Consider the following 17,326-nt stretch of genomic DNA (forward strand, 5'->3'; position numbering starts at 1 on the left):
CTGGAGGGCGGGTAGTTTCTCCCCATGACCTCCCCTCCGACATGGATCGTGCTGGGTGCAGGTGGACACGCGCGCAGCGTCTGCGACGTGATCGAGCGAGCGGGCGGACTGGTGGTCGCCGTGGCTGGAGACCTCGAGGGCTCGCCCTGGTCGGTTCCGGTGCTCGCTGATGACGACGCCGCCGTGGCCATGGCCCTGGAGGAGGGGCACCGGGTCGCGCTGGGAGTCGGTGCCAACGCCGCCCGCGCTGCCCTCATCGAGCTCTTGGTGCACGCTGAGGTGTCCGTGCCCCCGGTGCTCGCGCTGACAGCGTCGATCGCGCGTGATGCCGAGGTCGGCATTGCGTGCGTCATCCACGAGCATGCGCACGTCGGACCGTTGACGCGGGTCGGCCGCGGTGTCGTCGTCAACACAGCCGCGGTGGTCGAGCACGACTGCGTCATCGGGGATGCTGCCCACATCGCGCCCGGGGCCGTGCTGCTCGGAGCGGCACGCGTCGGAGCCGGTGCCATGGTCGGTTCGGGTGCGCGCATCCTGCCTGGCCGCACCGTCGGTGCGGGTGCGGTGGTGGGCGCCGGTGCCGTCGTGCGGGACAATGTGGCGGCCGGGCGGACGGTCGTCGGCGTCCCGGCCGTCGAGCTCGGCTCGACGGCCGACCGCTTGAGCCCCGGCTGACCACGACCACGAGGAGAGGGCACATGCGCACTGCCGAGATCGCAGGCCGAACCATCCCCACGGCAGGAGACGTCTTCGTCATCGCCGAGGCTGGGGTCAACCACAACGGCGACCTGCAGCTGGCCCACGAGCTGGTCGACGTCGCGGCCGAGTCCGGCGCGGACGCGGTCAAGTTCCAGACCTTCGACCCCGCCATGCTCGTGTCCAGCACCGCGTCGTCGACGCCCTACCAGCGCGCCCGCGGGGGAGCCCAGGACCAGCGTTCGCTGCTGCAGGCGCTCACCCTGCCGCACACGGCGTGGGCGGAGCTCCAGTCGCATGCTGCCGAACGCAGCATCACCTTCCTCAGCACGCCGTTCGACACGGCCAGTGCGGAGATGCTGGTCGGCCTCGGCCTGCCCGCCCTGAAGGTGTCGTCGGGCGAGCTCACCAACATCCCCTACCTGCGCGCCCTCGCCTCGCTCGGGGTGACCCTGCTCGTCTCGACGGGCATGGGCACGGCGCAGGAGGTGGCCGATGCCGTGAGCGCCTGCGAGCAGGCGCCGGGCCTGATCCTCTTCCACTGCGTGTCGGCCTATCCCGCGCCGATCGAGGAGTGCAACCTCCGGGCCATCCCCGCGATGCAGGAGGCACACGGCATACCCGTGGGTTGGTCCGACCACACGCCCGGTCTGACCACGGCACTGGGTGCCGTTGCCCTCGGGGCGAGCATCCTCGAGAAGCACTACACGACCGACCGCACCCTGCCCGGCCCGGACCACCGCGCCTCGCTCGAGCCGGCGGAGCTGACCGCCTACGTGAGCCAGACCAAGGTGCTGGCTCTCGGGCTCGGTGACGGTGTCAAGCGGCGGATGCCGTCCGAGGAGGAGAACGCGGCGCTCGTCCGGCGCAGCTGGCACGCGGCAGCCGACCTGCCGGAGGGCACCGTCCTCGGCGACGAGCACCTGCTGCTGCTGCGACCCGAGGGGGGCGTGAGCCCCGCTGTCGACATCCGAGGCCGTGGCCTCGGTCGATCGGTGCAGGCCGGCGCTCCCATCGGCGAGGACGACCTGTCGCCCGCAGGGGCCCGATGACCGCCGCGGGGCACCCGCTGCGCGTGGCTGTGTTCGTGGGCACGCGCGCAGACCTCGGACCTCTGTCGCCCGTCATCACGGTCCTCGCCGAGGCGCCAGACATCGACCTGCACCTGTTCACGGGCGTCGCCTACGGCGGCGACGAGCTGGCCGCCGCACTTCCGGCCACCGACCGGGAGGGCGGGTGGCGCGACGCCGTCCACGAGCTGGCCGAGCCGATCGTGGCGATCACCGTCGACGCGATGCTCGAGCACGGCCCGCGGTTGGCGTCCGGCGCCTCGCGGATGCTGCGCGAGGTCGCGCCCGACGTGTTCGTCGTCCTCGGCGACCGCTGGGAGCTGTTGTATGCCGTGCCGCCGGCCTTCTTCGCGGGCATCCCGATCGTGCACCTGCACGGCGGAGAGGTGACCGAGGGTGCCTTGGACGAGCGCGTCCGGCACGCCATCAGCAAGCTCGCCGACCAGCACTGCGTGGCATCCGCGGATGCTGCTGCCAGGCTGCGCCAGATGGGTGAGCCCGCCGACCGCGTCCACGTCACGGGGGCGCCCGGGCTGGACCGGCTGGCCCACGCCGAGCCGTACTCCGATGCCGAGCTGGGCGAGGAGCTCGGCGTGCCGGTGCGCAGACCGGTCGCGCTCTTCACCTACCACCCCCCGACCGCCGAGGCCGGCGCGCCGGTGGGGACCTGGGCGGCTGAGGCGCTGGCAGCGACGGTCGAGCACTTCGGCACCGTCGTGGCCACCTACCCGGGCATGGATGCCGGCCGGGACGACATCATCGCCGCCCTCCTCGCGGCGGCCGACACCCATCCCGGGGTCGTCGTCGTCGAGGCTCTCGGGGCGCGCTTCCCCCGGGTCCTGGCCAGCGTCGACGTCGTGGTCGGCAACTCGTCCTCCGGCATCATCGAGGCCGCTGCGGCCCACCTGCCGGCGGTCAACATCGGCGCGCGACAGCAGGGCCGGTTGCGTGGCACCAACGTCGTGGACGTGGCCGAAGGCGGCACGGCTGTCGGAGCGGGCCTCGCCATCGCGCTCAGCCCGGAGTTCGGCGAACGCGCCCGTGCGGTGGTCAACCCCTATGGCACGGGAGACGCCAGTGACCGGATCCTCGATATCGTGCGGCAGGCGCCGGCCTCGCCGCGCGTGAAACCTTTCGTCGACCTCGTGCCGGCGATCCCGACCGAGGAGGACCGGTGACCCAGCGCCAGCTGCAGGAGGCGTGCGCCCCGACCACCGCAAGCCTGCGTGACGTCGCGATCGTCATCGACACCTTGGCCTCGTCGTTGTGCATGCTCACCGAGCCCGACGGCCGGCTGGCCGGGCTGCTGACCGACGGCGACGTCCGTCGGGCACTGCTCCGGGGGGCCCACCTCGACGATCCCGCGCTCCAGCACGCCACGACGTCCCCGCAGACCGTCGCCGCCGGTTCGCCGCGCGCCCTGGTGCTCGACCTCATGCGTGCCCTGCGCATCTCGGCAGTCCCCGAGGTGGAGGAGGACGGCACCGTCGTGGGGCTGCACACCCTCTCGGACGTCGTGGGCGCCGACCCCCTGCCCAACGTCGCCGTCATCATGGCCGGCGGCAAGGGCACCCGGCTCGGCGACCTCACCAAGAACACCCCGAAGCCCCTGATGACGGTGGCCGGCCGGTCGATCATCGAGTGGATCGTCCTCAACCTCGTCGGCGACGGCATCCGCGAGGTCTACGTCAGCGTCAACCACCTCGCCGACCAGATCGAAGAGCACCTCGGCGACGGCACCAGGCTCGGGTGCACCGTGCGCTACCTCCGTGAGGACCCGGACCACCCCCTGGGCACGGCGGGTTCGCTCACGCTGCTGCGCCAGGAGCGGGGCGACCTCGCCGACCCGGTCATCGTCATGAACGGCGACCTCATGGTCGAGTTCGACACGAGCCAGCTGCTCGAGTTCCACCGGCGGCGCGGAGCCCAGCTCACGATGGGCGTCCGCAGCTACCAGCACGAGGTGCCCTTCGGGGTCGTCGAGAGCGACGACCAGCACCTCGTGACCGCCGTCACCGAGAAGCCGACGATCCGCTTCAACATCAACGCGGCCGTGTATGCCGTGGAGCCCGCAGCGCTGGCTCTGCTCCCCGAGGGGCAGGCCAGTACGATGCCGGGACTGGTCCAGCAGTGTCTGGACCGCGGCCACCGTGTCGCCGCATGGACGATTTCCTCCGACTGGATCGATGTGGGCACCCCCGTGGACCTGGCCCGCGCGAAAGGACAGGCGTGACCGACGCTGAGCTCACCCCCCAGGCCATGCAGGGCAGCCTGAAGGGCAAGACCGTGCTGGTGACGGGCTCCGACGGCTTCATCGGCAGCCACCTGGTCGAGCGCCTCGTGGCCGACGGGGCACACGTCCGCGCATTCTGCCTGTACAACTCCAACGGTTCGACGGGTTGGCTCGACGAGTCCGAACCGTTCAAGCAGGCGGTGCGTGACGGCCAGGCGGAGGTCATCCTCGGAGACATCCGCGACCCGGAGCACGTGCTCGCCTCCGTCGACGGAGCCGACGCGGTGCTGCACCTCGCGGCCCTCATCGCCATCCCCTTCTCCTACGTCGCGCCGCGGTCCTACGTCGAGACCAACATCATCGGCACGCTGAACGTCCTTGAGGCCGTGCGCCGCCACGGCACCCCACGCATGGTCAACACGTCGACCTCGGAGGTCTACGGCACGCCCGAGGAGGTGCCGATCACCGAGGCCCACCCGTTGCGCGGTCAGTCGCCCTACTCGGCCACCAAGATCGGTGCCGACAAGATGTGCGAGTCCTACGCGCTCTCTTTCGACACCCCCGTCACCACGCTGCGACCGTTCAACACCTTCGGGCCCCGCCAGTCCTTCCGGGCGGTCATCCCCACCGTGCTGTCCCAGCTGCTTGCCGGTGCCACCCAGGTCAAGCTCGGCGCCGTCTCGCCCAAGCGGGACTTCACCTACGTCACGGACACGGCTGACGGCTTCGTGCGGGCGGCCCTCGCAGACGTCGCCCCCGGCACCACGGTGCAGCTGGGCACTGGCCGCACCGTGTCGGTCGGCGAGGTCGTCGACCTCTGCAAGAAGGTCACGGGATCCACCGCCGAGATCGTCACCGACGAGGCCCGGCTCCGCCCCGACGGCTCCGAGGTCGAGATCCTGCTGTCCGACCCGTCGAACGCGCACGCCACCTTCGGGTGGGCCCCCACCGTCTCGCTCGAGGAGGGTCTGTCCCTGACCGCGGAGTGGCTGCGGCCACGGGTCGACGCGGAGACCGCTGGGCGCTACCACCGATGAGCATCCCCGCCGGAGAGGCGCACGCACCGGGCGCGCGTGGCCCGGAGGGCACCATCCCCCTCGCCGTTCCCAACATCGGAGCCCTGGAGCGTCAGTACGTGCTCAAGGCGGTCGAGTCGGGTTTCGTCTCGTCGGTCGGTCCCTTCGTCAACGAGTTCGAACAGCGGTTCGCCGAGCGGGTCGGCAGCCGGTTCGCGGTTGCCTGCTCGACCGGAACCGCAGCCATCCACATCGCCCTGCTGCTGCTCGACGTGGGCCCGGGCGACGAGGTCTTCTGTTCGGACTTCACCTTCGTGGGCTCGGTCAACCCCATCGCCTACACCGGCGCCACGGCCGTCTTCATCGACTCCGAGACCGACACCTGGAACATGGACCCGGCCCTGCTCGAGGGCGAGCTGGAGCGCCGCCAGCAGGCCGGCGAGCCGATGCCCAAGGCAGTCGAGGTGGTCCACGTCCTGGGCCAGCCGGCTGACCTCGAGGCCATCGCCCCGATCTGTGAGCGCTACGGCGTGCCGATCCTCGAGGACGCGGCCGAGTCGCTCGGCGCCTCCTATGCCGGGACCGGACGGTTGGCGGGCAAGCACACCGGCAGCGTGGGCCGCGTCGGTGCGTTCTCCTTCAACGGCAACAAGATCGCCACGACGGGCGGCGGCGGGATGCTCGTCACCGACGACGAGGAGCTGGCCCGCCGGGCCCGGCACCTGACCACCCAGGCCAAGGTCCCGGACGTCGGCTACCTCCACGACGAGGTGGGGTACAACTACCGGCTCACGAACATCGCCGCCGGCCTCGGGCTGGCCCAGCTCGAGCGCCTGGACGAGTTCGTGTCCCGCAAGCACGAGATCGCTGCGCGCTACGACGAGGCGCTGCGGGACACCCCGCTCGTCCTGCCTCCGCGGCTCGAGGGATACGACCCCACCTACTGGCTCTACTCGGTCCTGACGCCTGAGGCGGACGGTCGGGACGCCTTCCTGGCCCACTTGAACGACCACGGTGTGGGCGCGCGAGCGCTCTGGCGACCGCTGCACCTGCAGCCGCCGTTCGCCGACCTGGCCGTCATCGGGGGAGAGGTGGGCACGAGCCTGTTCACCCGGGGCGTGTCGCTGCCCTGCGCGACCGAGCTGACCGTGGCCGACCAGCAGCGGGTCATCGACGCGGTCCTCGCCTACTTCGGCTGACGCGGGCACCGCGGCTCGCGACTCCCCGCACGTGCCCCTGGACCTCGGGTCTCCAGGTCAGCGAGGTGTCCGGTGACACACGCAGGGGCGGGGACGTCACGGCATACCAACGGGTAACCTGAGGCCCGTGAGCACCGGTAACGACGCCTTCGACCTGTTCAAGATCTCCGAGGACCACGAGGCCCTGCGCGAGGCAGTGCGCGCCGTCGCGGAGGACAAGATCGCTCCGTATGCCGCGGCCGTGGACGAAGAGGCGCGGTACCCCCAGGAGGCGCACGACGCCCTGGTGGCCTCGGACTTCTTCGCGCCCCACATCGCCGAGGAGTACGGCGGCGTGGGCGCCGACGCCCTCGCGACCTGCATCGTCATCGAGGAGGTCGCCAGGGTCGACGCCTCCGCCTCGCTCATCCCGGCCGTCAACAAGCTCGGCACGATGCCGTTGATCATCGCGGCGAACGACGAAGTGAAGAGGCGCTACCTCACGCCCCTCGCGGAGGGGAGGACGACGTTCTCGTACGGGCTGTCCGAGCGCGAGGCCGGCTCGGACACCGCGGCCATGAAGACGCGCGCGCGGCGGGACGGTGACGACTGGATCGTCAACGGGCAGAAGTCCTGGATCACCAATGCCGGCGTCTCCGAGTACTACACCGTCCTGGCTGTCACCGACCCCGACGGCAAGCGCGGCAACAACGTCACGGCGTTCGTCTTGGAGAAGTCCGACGAGGGCTTCACGTTCGGTGAGAAGGAGCGCAAGCTCGGCATCAAGGGGTCCCCGACCCGCGAGCTGCACTTCGACAACGTCCGTATCCCCGGCGACCGGATCGTGGGCGCCGAGGGTGAGGGCCTCAAGATCGCGCTGGCGACCCTCGACCACACCCGCGTCACCATCGGTGCGCAGGCCGTCGGGATCGCCCAGGGCGCACTGGACTTCGCGGTCGGCTACGTCAAGGAGCGCAAGCAGTTCGGCAAGCACATCGCCGAGTTCCAGGGCATCCAGTTCATGCTCGCCGACATGGCGATGGCCGTCGAGGCCGCGCGGCAGATGGTCTACGTCGCGGCGGCCAAGTCCGAGCGGGGTGACAAGGACCTTCCGTTCTTCGGGGCGGCCGCCAAGTGCTACGCCTCGGACGTCGCGATGCAGGTCACCACCGACGCCGTCCAGCTGCTCGGTGGGGCGGGCTACGTCCGCGACTTCCCGCTCGAGCGGATGATGCGCGACGCGAAGATCACCCAGATCTACGAAGGCACCAACCAGATCCAGCGCGTCGTGATGGCCCGCCAGCTCCTCAGGTAGGGACGGCTGAACCGCCTCAGGGCGGTTGCCAGGTCCGCGCTGCCGTACGACGTTGGCGCTACGCGATTCGGCGCACGTTCTTCGACATCTGGCATAGGCCGGGCGACGGATGAGCATCGGCGCGCGCCCCACTAGCGTTGTCGAGCACGCCTGCACGGGGTCGCGCAGGCAACCACTACGTGCTGAACCGCTGGTTGGAGGCAGATCATGCCTGGAACTTTCCCTACCAGGCTGATCGCTCGCCTGGCGGTCGCCGTCGTCGGCTGCACTGCGGGTCTCGCGCTGGCGCCACCGGCCTGGAGCACGGCTGCCGATGGCACCTTCGTGGTGACATCGACGGGTGATGGCGGCGACCCCCTGACCGTCGACAACTGCTCCGCCGGAACGGGCGAGTGCACCCTGAGGGCAGCCATCCTCGCAGCGAACGCCCATTCCAATGTCGACGGGGGGACCGACGTCATCAGCTTCGCGATTGCCGGCGCGGAGCCTCACGTCATCGCCCCGACGAGCGTGCTGCCTGTACTCACCGACCAGGTGACCATAGATGCCGGCCTGCCGGCCCCGTGGGCGCCCCGGCGCGTGGAGCTCAGTGGTGCAGAGTGCAACCCAACCGGAAACCCCTGCGATGGCTTGGTGGTGGGGGGATCGGGCACCATCATTCGAGGGCTTGCGGTGCATGAGTTCTTCGCGGGGATCCGCAACATCTCGGGACGTGGCGACGGCCTCGTGGTCGAGGGGGACTTCATCGGGACGAACGCTGCAGGCACGGCTGTCGTCCAGCGTCCCTTCGCGCCCACGAGCAGCGGGGTCCTACTGGACCACGTTGAGGGCGTGCGGGTGGGAGGCGATCTCGCACAGGGCGAGGGCAATGTCATCGCCGGGCACCCCTTTGCGGAGGTTGACGGCATCGCCACACCGGGGGTCGAGGTGCTGGGCAACCACATCGGCGTTCTCGCCGACGGCCTCACTCCGCGAAGCGGCGGCGCCGGAATCAGGCTGCAGCAGGCCAGCGGCAGCCAGGTAGGCACCAGCGCAGCGCCCAACGTCATCTCCGGCGGCAGCTCGGGCGTGGGACTGCTCCTGCTGGACACGGCGGGAACCAAAGTCCAAGGCAACCTGATCGGGGTGGACTGGACCGGGAGTGTGCGCGCGGGAAACGGAGGAATCGACGTTCAGTCGGAGGGCATCCTGATCGGTGGGGCAGGTTCCGGGAACGTCGTCTCGGGAGGTTTCGGGATCCACGTGTCCTCGAACCCGGCGACAGGGGCGGAGGGCTCCACCGTGGTGAGCCACAACCTCGTGGGAACCGATGTCACCGGAACGGTCGCCATCCCGAATGCCGACGGAGTCACGATGGTGGACACCGGCAGCCTGGTGGAGGACAACGTGATTGCTGGCAACTCGGGCAACGGACTCGTGATCGGAACGAATGCCGGTCCAGGACATCGTGTCCTCCGGAACTGGATTGGCGTCGGCACGGACGGAACTGCGCTGGGCAACGGAGGCTTCGGTGTCTTGGTCTCGGACGACTTCGAGGGCGGCGCCCACGTCGTCGGCGGCGCGGCCGGGGATGGCAACACGGTCGCCTTCAACGGCCGGGGCGGCATCGCGATCGCACATCGCCCAGAGATTCCCGGGTTGCCGCTGCCACGCGGCGTCACGATCCGATACAACTCGGTGCACGACAACGGCACGCAAGGCTCGCCCGCGCTGGGGATCGACCTGCCGAGCGAGGCCGCACTGGGTGCGCCGGATGGCATCGACGACCTCGACGCCGACGCGGGCGCCAACGACCTCCAGAACGCTCCGGAGATCCTCGCGGCGACGACGACGGACACGGCGACCGTGGTCAGCGGTCGACTGCGCAGCACGCCGGGCGAGCGGTTCGACATCGATCTGTACGAGAACGGGGCATGTGACGAGACCGGGTACGGCGAGGCAGAGAAGTTCGTGGCCACGCAGGCTGTCACGACTTCGGGGTCAGGAAGCAGCACGCCGGGAGTGGCGTCCTTCAGTTTCACCGTGACGCCGCCCGTAGCCGATGGACACACTCTTGCCGCCTCCGCCACGAACGCGAACGCAAGCACCTCCGAGCTGTCCCGGTGCGGCGCCCCGTTGCCTGGGGCGAGGGTGTCCTACACGGGGCCCACCACCGTGACCTACTCGGACCCCGCCACCCTGAGCGGCCGACTCGAGACGGTGGCGGAGCCGCCGGCGCCGATCTCTGGCAAAACCCTCTCGCTCACGCTGGGGAGCCTGTCCACGGTGACGGCCGGGCCCACCAGTGCCGCGGGCACCGCCAGCGCCGCCGCACTCACCGTGACTCTCAAACCAGGCCCAACCACCGTCACGACCGAGTTCGCCGGCGACGACGTCTACAACCCCGCGACTGACACGGATCCCGTGACCGTCGCGAAGGAGAGCTGCACCCTCGCCTACACGGGCGACACGTCGGCGACCACCGGAACAACGAGCACGCTGAGCGCCCAGTTCGGCGAGAGCGACACCAACCCCGGTGACTGGTCCGGACACGTGCTCGACTTCGCGGTCGTCGGCTCCAGCGGGAACACCTCGCACTACACGGCCACGACCACCGACGCAGGTTTGGCCAGCACACGGGTCCAGCTCCCGCCCGACGCGCGTCGTGTGGGGGTGAGCTTTGCGGGTGACGACTACTACCTACCCTGCGCCACGTCCGCCGACACCAGCCTGATCGTGCAGCCGGCGAACACGGTGGTCACCTACACAGGACCTGCCACCGCCACCTACTCCGATCCCCTCACGCTCAGCGGACGGCTGGTGACCGGCGGCACCCCTGCGTCACCGATCGCAGGGAAGACCCTGTCCTTCACGCTGGGCGCGATGCCCACCGTGACCGGTGGCCCCACGGCGGCCGATGGCACTGCCTCGTCGACGCCGTTCGCCGTGACGGCCACACCGGGCCAGCGAACCGTGACCACCCACTTCGCCGGCGACACGGCATACGGGGAGGCGACCGACACGGATCCCGTCACGGTGCTGCGAGAGGACTGCACCTTGAGCTACACCGGTGACCTGCTCGTGAGCCCGCTGGCGTCGACGACGCTGCGCGCCCAGTTCGGGGAGAGCGACACCACCCCCGGCGACTGGTCAGGACATGCCGTCGAGTTCGTCGTTCTCGACTCGGCGTCCGCGACCACCGTGTACGCCGCTGCCACTGATGCGCAGGGGGTCGCGTCGCGAACCGTTGCCCTGCCTGCCAACGTCTATGGCGTGGGCGTCACCTTCGCCGGGGACGAGTTCTACAACTCCTGCCGCACCGCCCGCGACGCGGTGTTCACGGTCGAGCAGGCAAGAGCGAAGGTGACAGGTGGCGGCTGGGTCAGCACCGGAATCGGGCGCACCTCCTTCGGGTTCAACCTCATCCCGCAAGCGGGAGGCGCCTTGACCAGCCAGTTCCAGGCGCGTACGGCAGACAAGGACACGTTCCACGGATCTGGCCCCGCGACGGCGACCGTGCTGTCAGCCGCCTCAGTTCGCTGGACGGGTACCGGACGGTGGAACGGTGTGACCGGCTACGGATACACCGTCACCGTGGTGGACAACGGATCCTCGGGCGCCAAGAAGGGCGACACCATCTCAATCGTCGTCTATCGAGTGGCAGATCCTGCACATCCGGTCTTCTCCACGGGGAGTCAGACGCTCAAGGGCGGCAACATCACCGTCCACTGAGGCGGGGAGGGCCATACCTCGGCGGTCAGCCGCCGGAGGGCTTGCCGTCGGTGCCGGCCGGGGGCGCCTCGAGGGGCTCGTCGTTGCGGAGCATGGTGAACAGCGCCTTGGCGCGCTCGGAGTTCCACTTGACCGAGCTCCCGGCCGACGTCTGGTAGTTCACGCTCTGGATCGGGACCACGAGGCTGAGGCCCTGGTCGTTGGAGACGGCCCGCATGGCGAGCAGCACGCGGCTGGCGTCACGCATCGAGGTGTCCTCACCGACGATGAGACCCTTGGCTGCGGCGTGGGTGAACCCCCAGTAGCGCGTCGGGACGAGCACGGTGGAGGGGGTGGCGGCCTTCTTCATGATGGCGGCGAGGAACTGGCGCTGCCGCTCCGCGCGACCGATGTCGCCGCGCGGGTCGGAGTAGCGCGCGCGGACGAAGCCGAGGGCGTTCTTGCCGTCGAGGACCTGGCACCCCTTCTTCAGGTTGATGCCGGCCTTCTTGTCGTTCATGCGGAACGGCACGCAGATGTTGACGCCGTCGACGCTGTCGACGACCGAGGCGAAGCCGGCGAACCCGATCTCGACGTACCCGTCGATGTGCAGGTCGGTGACCTGCTCCACGGTCTGGACCAGGAGGTTCGGCCCGCCGAAGGCGAAGGCTGCGTTGATCTTGTTGCTGCCGTGCCCGGGGATCGGCACGTAGGAGTCGCGCGGGATCGAGATGAGGGCGGGCTTGCCACCACTCTGGGAGACGTGCACGAGGATGATCGAGTCGGTCCGACGGCCCGCGGCGTTGCCGGTGGCGTACTCCTTGCGCTGGGCCGCGGTGAGCCCCTCGCGACTGTCCGACCCCACGAGCAGGTAGGTGAATCCCTTGCTCTCCGGGGGTCGCTTGCCGGCGGGCGTGGTGTCGACCTTGGTCACCGAGTTCCACGCGTGCAGCGGCGTGAAGACCATGAACGCCACCCACGCCACGACCAGCAGTAGGACGACCCGCACGATCGGGAACCTGCGCCGGCGCCGAGGGGGTGACGTCTCGTCATACCCCGGGCCTGCAGGTGTCGCCGACGAGCCACGGCCGGACCCGGCAGCGGCGACCGAGGCCGGGGGAGCCGACTCGGCCGCGCGGGCGGCCTTGTCGCGCCGTCGGCCACGCACGTCGACGGTGTAGACCCCTTCGCCCTCGGGCGTCCCCTCGCCGTCCGACAGCCCCCCGGCGTCGGCGCCGCTGCCACCGCCACCCTGGGGGATGGGGCGTGCGTCGTCGGGGCGTTGGGGGCGTCCACTCATGCGGCAAGTCTGGGGTGAGGGGGTGGTCGAGGCAAAACGCCGCACGAAAGTTGCCTAGACGCAGAACAGCCAATTCCATGACGAAACGACCCGGCGACACGACACTCTGGAATCCCACGCGTCACAGAATTCTCACCTGTTGCGTCCCATACTGATGCACCATGAGCCGCCCGACCGTTGCCGACCCGGGACTGGTCGTCCCTCGCCGCGCGACCGGGCCCCGGCCGTCGCCCTCGGGCTGGCCGGCTGACGGCGTCTACCTGTCGGGAGGCCCCGGTCGCCGACTGGGCGATGCCACCCCGGCCAGCCCCCGGATGCGACGACGGCGGGCGTTCACCCTGGTCGCCCTGACGTTGGTGCTCCCGGGCGCCGCGCAGCTCGTGGCGGGGAACCGTCGGCTCGGACGCCTGGGTCTGCGGGTGTGGCTGACCATGGTCACGCTCGTCGTCGCGGTGGGGCTGCTCTTCCTGGCGAGCCGGTCGACGGCCCTCGGGCTGGTCGGCCGACCCTGGCTGATGCTCGGCCTGCAGTGGGTGCTCACGGGCTTCGCCGTCCTGTGGGCGGTGCTCTTCGTGGACGCCTGGCGGCTGGGTCGCCCCAACGGGCTCGTCGCCGCCTCGCGGCGCTGGCTCACCGGGCTGACGGCCGCGCTGCTCGTGGTCACCTCGGGCGGCCTCGTGTATGCCGCGCAGACCGTAGGTGCCGGGCGCGAGGCCCTGGGGGCGATGTTCCAGGGCAACAGCGCGATCGCGTCGACGAACGGGCGGTACAACATCCTGCTCCTCGGGGCCGACTCCGGCCGCGACCGGGTCGGCACCCGGCCGGACAGCATCCAGCTGGTCAGCCTCGACGAGAAGACCGGCCGGGCGGTGACCTTCGGCTTCTCCCGCGACACGGAGAACATCAACTTCCGCCCCGGTTCCACCATGGCTCGGCTGATGCCCGAGGGCTGGAACTGCGGCGACGAGTGCCTGCTCAACGGCCTCTACACCTGGGGGCAGGAGCACGCTGCGCTCTTTCCCGCGGGAACCCGCGATCCGGGCATCGTCGCCACCCGCGAGGCGGTCGAGGCGCTCAGCGGTCTGGAGGTGCACTACTACGTGATGATCGACCTCAAGGGCTTCCGCCAGATGGTCGACGCCGTCGGCGGCCTGGACATCACCGTCAAGCACCGCACCCCGATCGGCGGGGGCACCTCGCCCATCGTCGGGTGGATCGAGCCCGGTCACCAGCACCTCGACGGGTACCACGCCCTCTGGTACGCCCGCTCCCGCCAGGGGTCGACCAACTACGAGCGGATGGCCAGGCAGCGGTGCGTCACCACGGCGATGGCCAGCCAGCTCGACCCCCAGACGGTCCTGCTGCGCTTCCAGAAGATCGCCTCGGCCAGCGCCGGGCTGATCGAGACCGACCTGCCCCAGTCCGAGCTCGGGCGCTTCGCCGACCTGGCCATCAAGACGCGTTCGCAGAAGATCCGCGGCGTCAACTTCGTCCCGCCGCTGATCAAGCCGTGGGACTACGACCCCTCCGTGGTCACCTCGACGGTCCGGTCCACCATCGCCGCGTCGGAGAAGGCGGGCAGTACCAGCTCGAAGAGCAAGGCGCCGGCCGCCCCCCGGCCCGTGGTCAAGCCCAGGCACCAGCCGGGCACGGCCGTCCAGGACCCGGCCAAGGCGGCGGGGAACGCGGCGGAGAGCGATCTCTCCTCCGTATGCTCATCCTCCTCATGACGAGTACGCCGCCCGACGAACCGCTCCGCACGGCCCCCTTGGCGCCGCTGCCGTCGCTGCCCAGCGTCGGAGTGGTGATGCCGATCCTCAACGAAGAGCGGCACCTCGAGGAAGCGGTGGACGCCGTGCTGGGGCAGGACTACGACGGCCCCGTCCACCTGGTCCTCGCGCTCGGACCCAGCCACGACCGCACCGACGAGATCGCACGGGGCATCACCGATCGCGAACCCCGGGTGCGGAGCGTAGGCAACCCGTCGGGTCGCACCCCGGAGGCGCTGAACGCCGCCCTGGGCGCGCTCGACGAGGTCGACGTGGTCGTCCGGGTCGATGGGCACGGCGTGCTGGACCGCGACTACGTCAGCACCGCGGTGAGCCTCCTGACCGAGACGGGGGCAGCCAACGTCGGTGGCCTGATGGACGCCGAGGGCGTCACGTCGTTCGAGCGGGCCGTTGCCGCAGCCATGACCTCCAGGCTCGGCGTGGGAGCTGCCCGGTTCCACACCGGTGGCGAGGCCGGGCCGGCCGACACGGTCTACCTCGGCGTGTTCCGGCGTGAGTGGCTCAGCAGGTTGGGCGGCTACGACCCGCGTTTCGTCCGCGCCCAGGACTGGGAGCTCAACCACCGGATCCGGGAGGCAGGCGGGCTGGTCTGGTTCTCGCCCCGGCTCCGGGTGGCCTACCGCCCGCGGCCGACCCTCCGGGCACTGGGCCGGCAGTACCGCGACTACGGCCGCTGGCGCCGGGTCGTGGCCCGCACCCACGCGGGCACGATCAACGCGCGCTACCTCGCGCCTCCGGCGGCGCTCGTCGGAATCCTCGCCGGGCTCGTGGGGGGCTTCGTCTGGTGGCCCCTGTGGCTGGTGCCCGCGGCATACCTCGCCGTCATCACCGTGGGCGGGCTGTCGGTCCGCGACTCGCGGCTGCACCTGGCGGACCGCCTGTGGCTGCCGGTCATCCTGCCCACCATGCACCTGTGCTGGGGCTGGGGTTTCCTGTCCAGCCGCGTGCGGATCGACACCTGAGCGGTCGCGTATGCCGTGGGGCCGGCACCGCGCGGCGCCACGCCTCGCGGGTGCCGGCGGACGGCTCAGCGGCAGGCGTCGAGGCGGTAGAGCGTGTAGTCCCCGGCTTTGCCGACCACGGTGAACCCAGGGGCGTCGGGAACCGCGTCGATGCCTTCGTAGAGTCGTTTCTGGTACGCGCTCCCCGTCTTCGACCTGCCTCCCGCGAGGACGTGGGTGACGCCCAGCCGGCGGGCTGCCGTGCACACCTCGGGGTCGTTCGAGACCTCGTCGAGCTTGCGACCGAGAAGGGCGCGGTCGCCTTCGGTCCACGACTTCTCGGTGGGGAAGAGCAGTGACCGGTCACTCGTGAGATAGAGGTAGGTGCCACCTCGCCACGGGTTGGCCGCCACCACATCGCCCGGCGGCACCTTGGCCCCCAGGGTGCGCAGGGCGTCGAGGTTGGACTTGGACACCCAGGCGCCGCGACCGCTGGTGACGAAGAAGGGGCGCAGGGCTTCGCGATGCGAGTGCAGCCCGAGCCCGGCCGTCCCGGCCACGAACGCGACGGCCACGACGGCGGCGATCGCCGGCGTGGGCTGGGTGCGTGGTCGGCCACGGCGGATGGCGGCCACGACGAGCTCGGTGACCCCGGTCAGCGCCGCCGCGGCCAGGACCGCCCCGCTGAGCACCATGAGTGCTCCGAGCCTTGGCGAGTTGTTGTACCAGGGCCAGGTGAACCAGCGCGTGTGCGGCGTGTCGACCAGGGTGATCGCGAGGTAGAGCGCGAGGACCCCGCCGTGCGCCAGCACGAGCCACACGTGCGACCTCCGCACGAGCAGCACGAGGCCGCCGACAGCCACCGCCAGACCGACGCCCCACACCGGCAGCAGGTTCCTCGGGGCGAAGAAGGCGACGTCGATCAACCCGTCGTGCACGGACATCTCCGGACCGGGCCCGTTGGAGGCGCGCATCGCCGTGGACACCCAGGTCGCGCCCACCCAGATCAGGGCTGCCACGAGCAGCACCCCGAGGGCCGCGCCGGCGAGGCCGACGGCGGCGCGGGCGTTCCTCCGTCGCTGCCGCCAGGCGCCGCGCACGAGTCCGGCAACCCCGGCCAGGGTGCCGAGGAGGAAGAAGGCGATCAACGCGCTCGGGTGCGCCGCCGCGAGGCCCGGAAGGGCGGCGGTCCCCACGAGCGCCGAGCGGGCCCGGACCGGCCCATCGACCACGACGACCAGGAGCGCGAGCGCGCCCGGCAGCAGGGCCTGGCCGTAGAGGTTGGGCCACAGGACGCCGTACCCCTCCATCCAGAACGGATAACCGGAGAACGCCACGGCGGCGAGGGAGGCGGCCAGGGTCGGCCACCAGCCGGTGCCCAGCACCCGGCGGGCGAGCAGCATGAGTCCGAGCGGCCACACGACTGCGGCCAGGACGAGGCTGGTCGCGGAGGCCGCCACGACGGGCGTGCTGCCGGTCAGCTGGGCCACCGTCGCGGCTACGGCGTGGAAGGCCGCGGGGTAGAAACCGCCGGCGCCGGAGGCGGCGAAACCCCCGGCGTGGAGCGTGGAGACGTCACCCCGCTCGAGCATCCACTGGATGGTCCCGAGGTGGAAGATCGTGTCGGGGCTCTGGGGGAACGTGGTCGGCCGACCGCTGACCGGCAGGACGACGAGGGCAACCACCACGGCCGACACGGTCCCCCCGACCAGCAACGACCACAGGCTGCCGTCGTCGCCGACCTCGGGGCGTGAGCGCAGCAGCCGCCCCACGATGGCGCACGCGCCGACCAGGAGGAGGAAGCCGGACACCAGGGGCAGGGCGCCCCACGAGACGCCCGCCGTCGCCGCTGCGACGCCGGCCAGCGCGATGGTCGTCGTGCCGAGCAGGGGCCCGACGGCGAGGGCGGTCGGCCACCGCAGCCCGGTGAGCCGGGCGCCAAGGGCTCCGGGGACGACCAGCAGCACCGTGGCGACCAGGACGACCGGAAGGGCTTCCAGCCAGGTGGTGCTTCCCAGCCCCATCAGGGTCGCGTCGCCAGGTCGACGATTCCGCGGTTTCGGAAGGCGTGGCGGCCGGGCGGGCGCGTCGGTCGGG

Annotated in this window: 12 protein-coding genes; 10 read left to right on the forward strand and 2 right to left on the reverse strand. The window is 70.8% G+C overall.

Annotated features, from left to right (window positions below; all coding sequences use genetic code 11):
- Positions 1-24: 24 nt before the first annotated feature.
- The 8 genes from AC1DXJ_RS07705 to AC1DXJ_RS07740 all read left to right on the forward strand — a co-directional run bounded on the left by AC1DXJ_RS07705 (position 25) and on the right by AC1DXJ_RS07740 (position 11,219).
- Positions 25-675 (forward strand): NeuD/PglB/VioB family sugar acetyltransferase, encoded by a 651-nt coding sequence (locus AC1DXJ_RS07705; RefSeq protein WP_477614943.1) that lies wholly within the window; start codon positions 25-27, stop codon positions 673-675.
- A gap of 23 nt (positions 676-698) precedes the next feature.
- Complete coding sequence (locus tag AC1DXJ_RS07710) at positions 699-1,748, forward strand: N-acetylneuraminate synthase family protein (RefSeq protein WP_477614944.1); 1,050 nt, start codon at positions 699-701, stop codon at positions 1,746-1,748.
- Positions 1,745-2,944, forward strand: coding sequence for a UDP-N-acetylglucosamine 2-epimerase (gene neuC / locus AC1DXJ_RS07715; RefSeq protein WP_477614945.1), 1,200 nt, complete (start codon positions 1,745-1,747; stop codon positions 2,942-2,944). Before AC1DXJ_RS07710 ends, neuC begins: the two co-directional genes overlap by 4 nt.
- Entirely contained in the window at positions 2,941-3,999 is a 1,059-nt protein-coding gene (locus AC1DXJ_RS07720) for a nucleotidyltransferase family protein (RefSeq protein ID WP_477614946.1), read from the forward strand. The genes neuC and AC1DXJ_RS07720 overlap by 4 nt, the downstream gene beginning before the upstream one ends.
- Positions 3,996-5,036, forward strand: coding sequence for an SDR family NAD(P)-dependent oxidoreductase (locus tag AC1DXJ_RS07725; RefSeq protein WP_477614947.1), 1,041 nt, complete (start codon positions 3,996-3,998; stop codon positions 5,034-5,036). The genes AC1DXJ_RS07720 and AC1DXJ_RS07725 overlap by 4 nt, the downstream gene beginning before the upstream one ends.
- Positions 5,033-6,214, forward strand: a complete 1,182-nt coding sequence (locus tag AC1DXJ_RS07730; protein ID WP_477614948.1) for an aminotransferase class I/II-fold pyridoxal phosphate-dependent enzyme — start codon at positions 5,033-5,035, stop codon at positions 6,212-6,214. The genes AC1DXJ_RS07725 and AC1DXJ_RS07730 overlap by 4 nt, the downstream gene beginning before the upstream one ends.
- 127 nt (positions 6,215-6,341) lie before the next feature.
- Complete coding sequence (locus AC1DXJ_RS07735) at positions 6,342-7,508, forward strand: acyl-CoA dehydrogenase family protein (protein WP_477614949.1); 1,167 nt, start codon at positions 6,342-6,344, stop codon at positions 7,506-7,508.
- 207 nt (positions 7,509-7,715) lie between these two features.
- The gene (locus tag AC1DXJ_RS07740; RefSeq protein WP_477614950.1) at positions 7,716-11,219 is read left to right on the forward strand and encodes a CSLREA domain-containing protein; all 3,504 of its coding nucleotides are present in this window, start codon (positions 7,716-7,718) and stop codon (positions 11,217-11,219) included.
- A gap of 25 nt (positions 11,220-11,244) precedes the next feature.
- Here the strand turns inward: AC1DXJ_RS07740 and AC1DXJ_RS07745 are convergent, their stop codons facing one another.
- Entirely contained in the window at positions 11,245-12,498 is a 1,254-nt protein-coding gene (locus tag AC1DXJ_RS07745; RefSeq protein WP_477614951.1) for an LCP family protein, read from the reverse strand.
- Between the two features lie 161 nt (positions 12,499-12,659).
- Between AC1DXJ_RS07745 and AC1DXJ_RS07750 the strand changes: the two genes are divergently transcribed.
- Together AC1DXJ_RS07750 and AC1DXJ_RS07755 are read left to right on the forward strand one after the other, a co-directional pair.
- Positions 12,660-14,228, forward strand: coding sequence for an LCP family protein (locus tag AC1DXJ_RS07750; RefSeq protein WP_477614952.1), 1,569 nt, complete (start codon positions 12,660-12,662; stop codon positions 14,226-14,228).
- Positions 14,225-15,250 carry a glycosyltransferase family 2 protein gene (locus AC1DXJ_RS07755; RefSeq protein WP_477614953.1) on the forward strand — a complete coding sequence of 342 codons (1,026 nt, stop codon included), beginning with the start codon at positions 14,225-14,227 and terminating at the stop codon, positions 15,248-15,250. The genes AC1DXJ_RS07750 and AC1DXJ_RS07755 overlap by 4 nt, the downstream gene beginning before the upstream one ends.
- Positions 15,251-15,315: 65 nt before the next feature.
- Here AC1DXJ_RS07755 and AC1DXJ_RS07760 read toward each other — a convergent pair whose 3' ends face one another.
- The gene (locus tag AC1DXJ_RS07760; RefSeq protein WP_477636748.1) at positions 15,316-17,253 is read right to left on the reverse strand and encodes a DUF6541 family protein; all 1,938 of its coding nucleotides are present in this window, start codon (positions 17,251-17,253) and stop codon (positions 15,316-15,318) included.
- Positions 17,254-17,326: the final 73 nt, after the last annotated feature.

It is taken from the genome of Pedococcus sp. P2_D9, assembly GCF_056404275.1.

Coding starts and splice junctions, on each gene's coding strand:
- AC1DXJ_RS07740 (WP_477614950.1), top strand. CDS start 7,716: ATGCCTGGAACTTTCCCTACCAGGCTGATCGCTCGCCTGGCGGTCGCC.
- neuC (WP_477614945.1), top strand. CDS start 1,745: ATGACCGCCGCGGGGCACCCGCTGCGCGTGGCTGTGTTCGTGGGCACG.
- AC1DXJ_RS07745 (WP_477614951.1), bottom strand. CDS start 12,498: ATGAGTGGACGCCCCCAACGCCCCGACGACGCACGCCCCATCCCCCAG.
- AC1DXJ_RS07705 (WP_477614943.1), top strand. CDS start 25: ATGACCTCCCCTCCGACATGGATCGTGCTGGGTGCAGGTGGACACGCG.
- AC1DXJ_RS07710 (WP_477614944.1), top strand. CDS start 699: ATGCGCACTGCCGAGATCGCAGGCCGAACCATCCCCACGGCAGGAGAC.
- AC1DXJ_RS07760 (WP_477636748.1), bottom strand. CDS start 17,253: ATGGGGCTGGGAAGCACCACCTGGCTGGAAGCCCTTCCGGTCGTCCTG.
- AC1DXJ_RS07730 (WP_477614948.1), top strand. CDS start 5,033: ATGAGCATCCCCGCCGGAGAGGCGCACGCACCGGGCGCGCGTGGCCCG.
- AC1DXJ_RS07750 (WP_477614952.1), top strand. CDS start 12,660: ATGAGCCGCCCGACCGTTGCCGACCCGGGACTGGTCGTCCCTCGCCGC.
- AC1DXJ_RS07755 (WP_477614953.1), top strand. CDS start 14,225: ATGACGAGTACGCCGCCCGACGAACCGCTCCGCACGGCCCCCTTGGCG.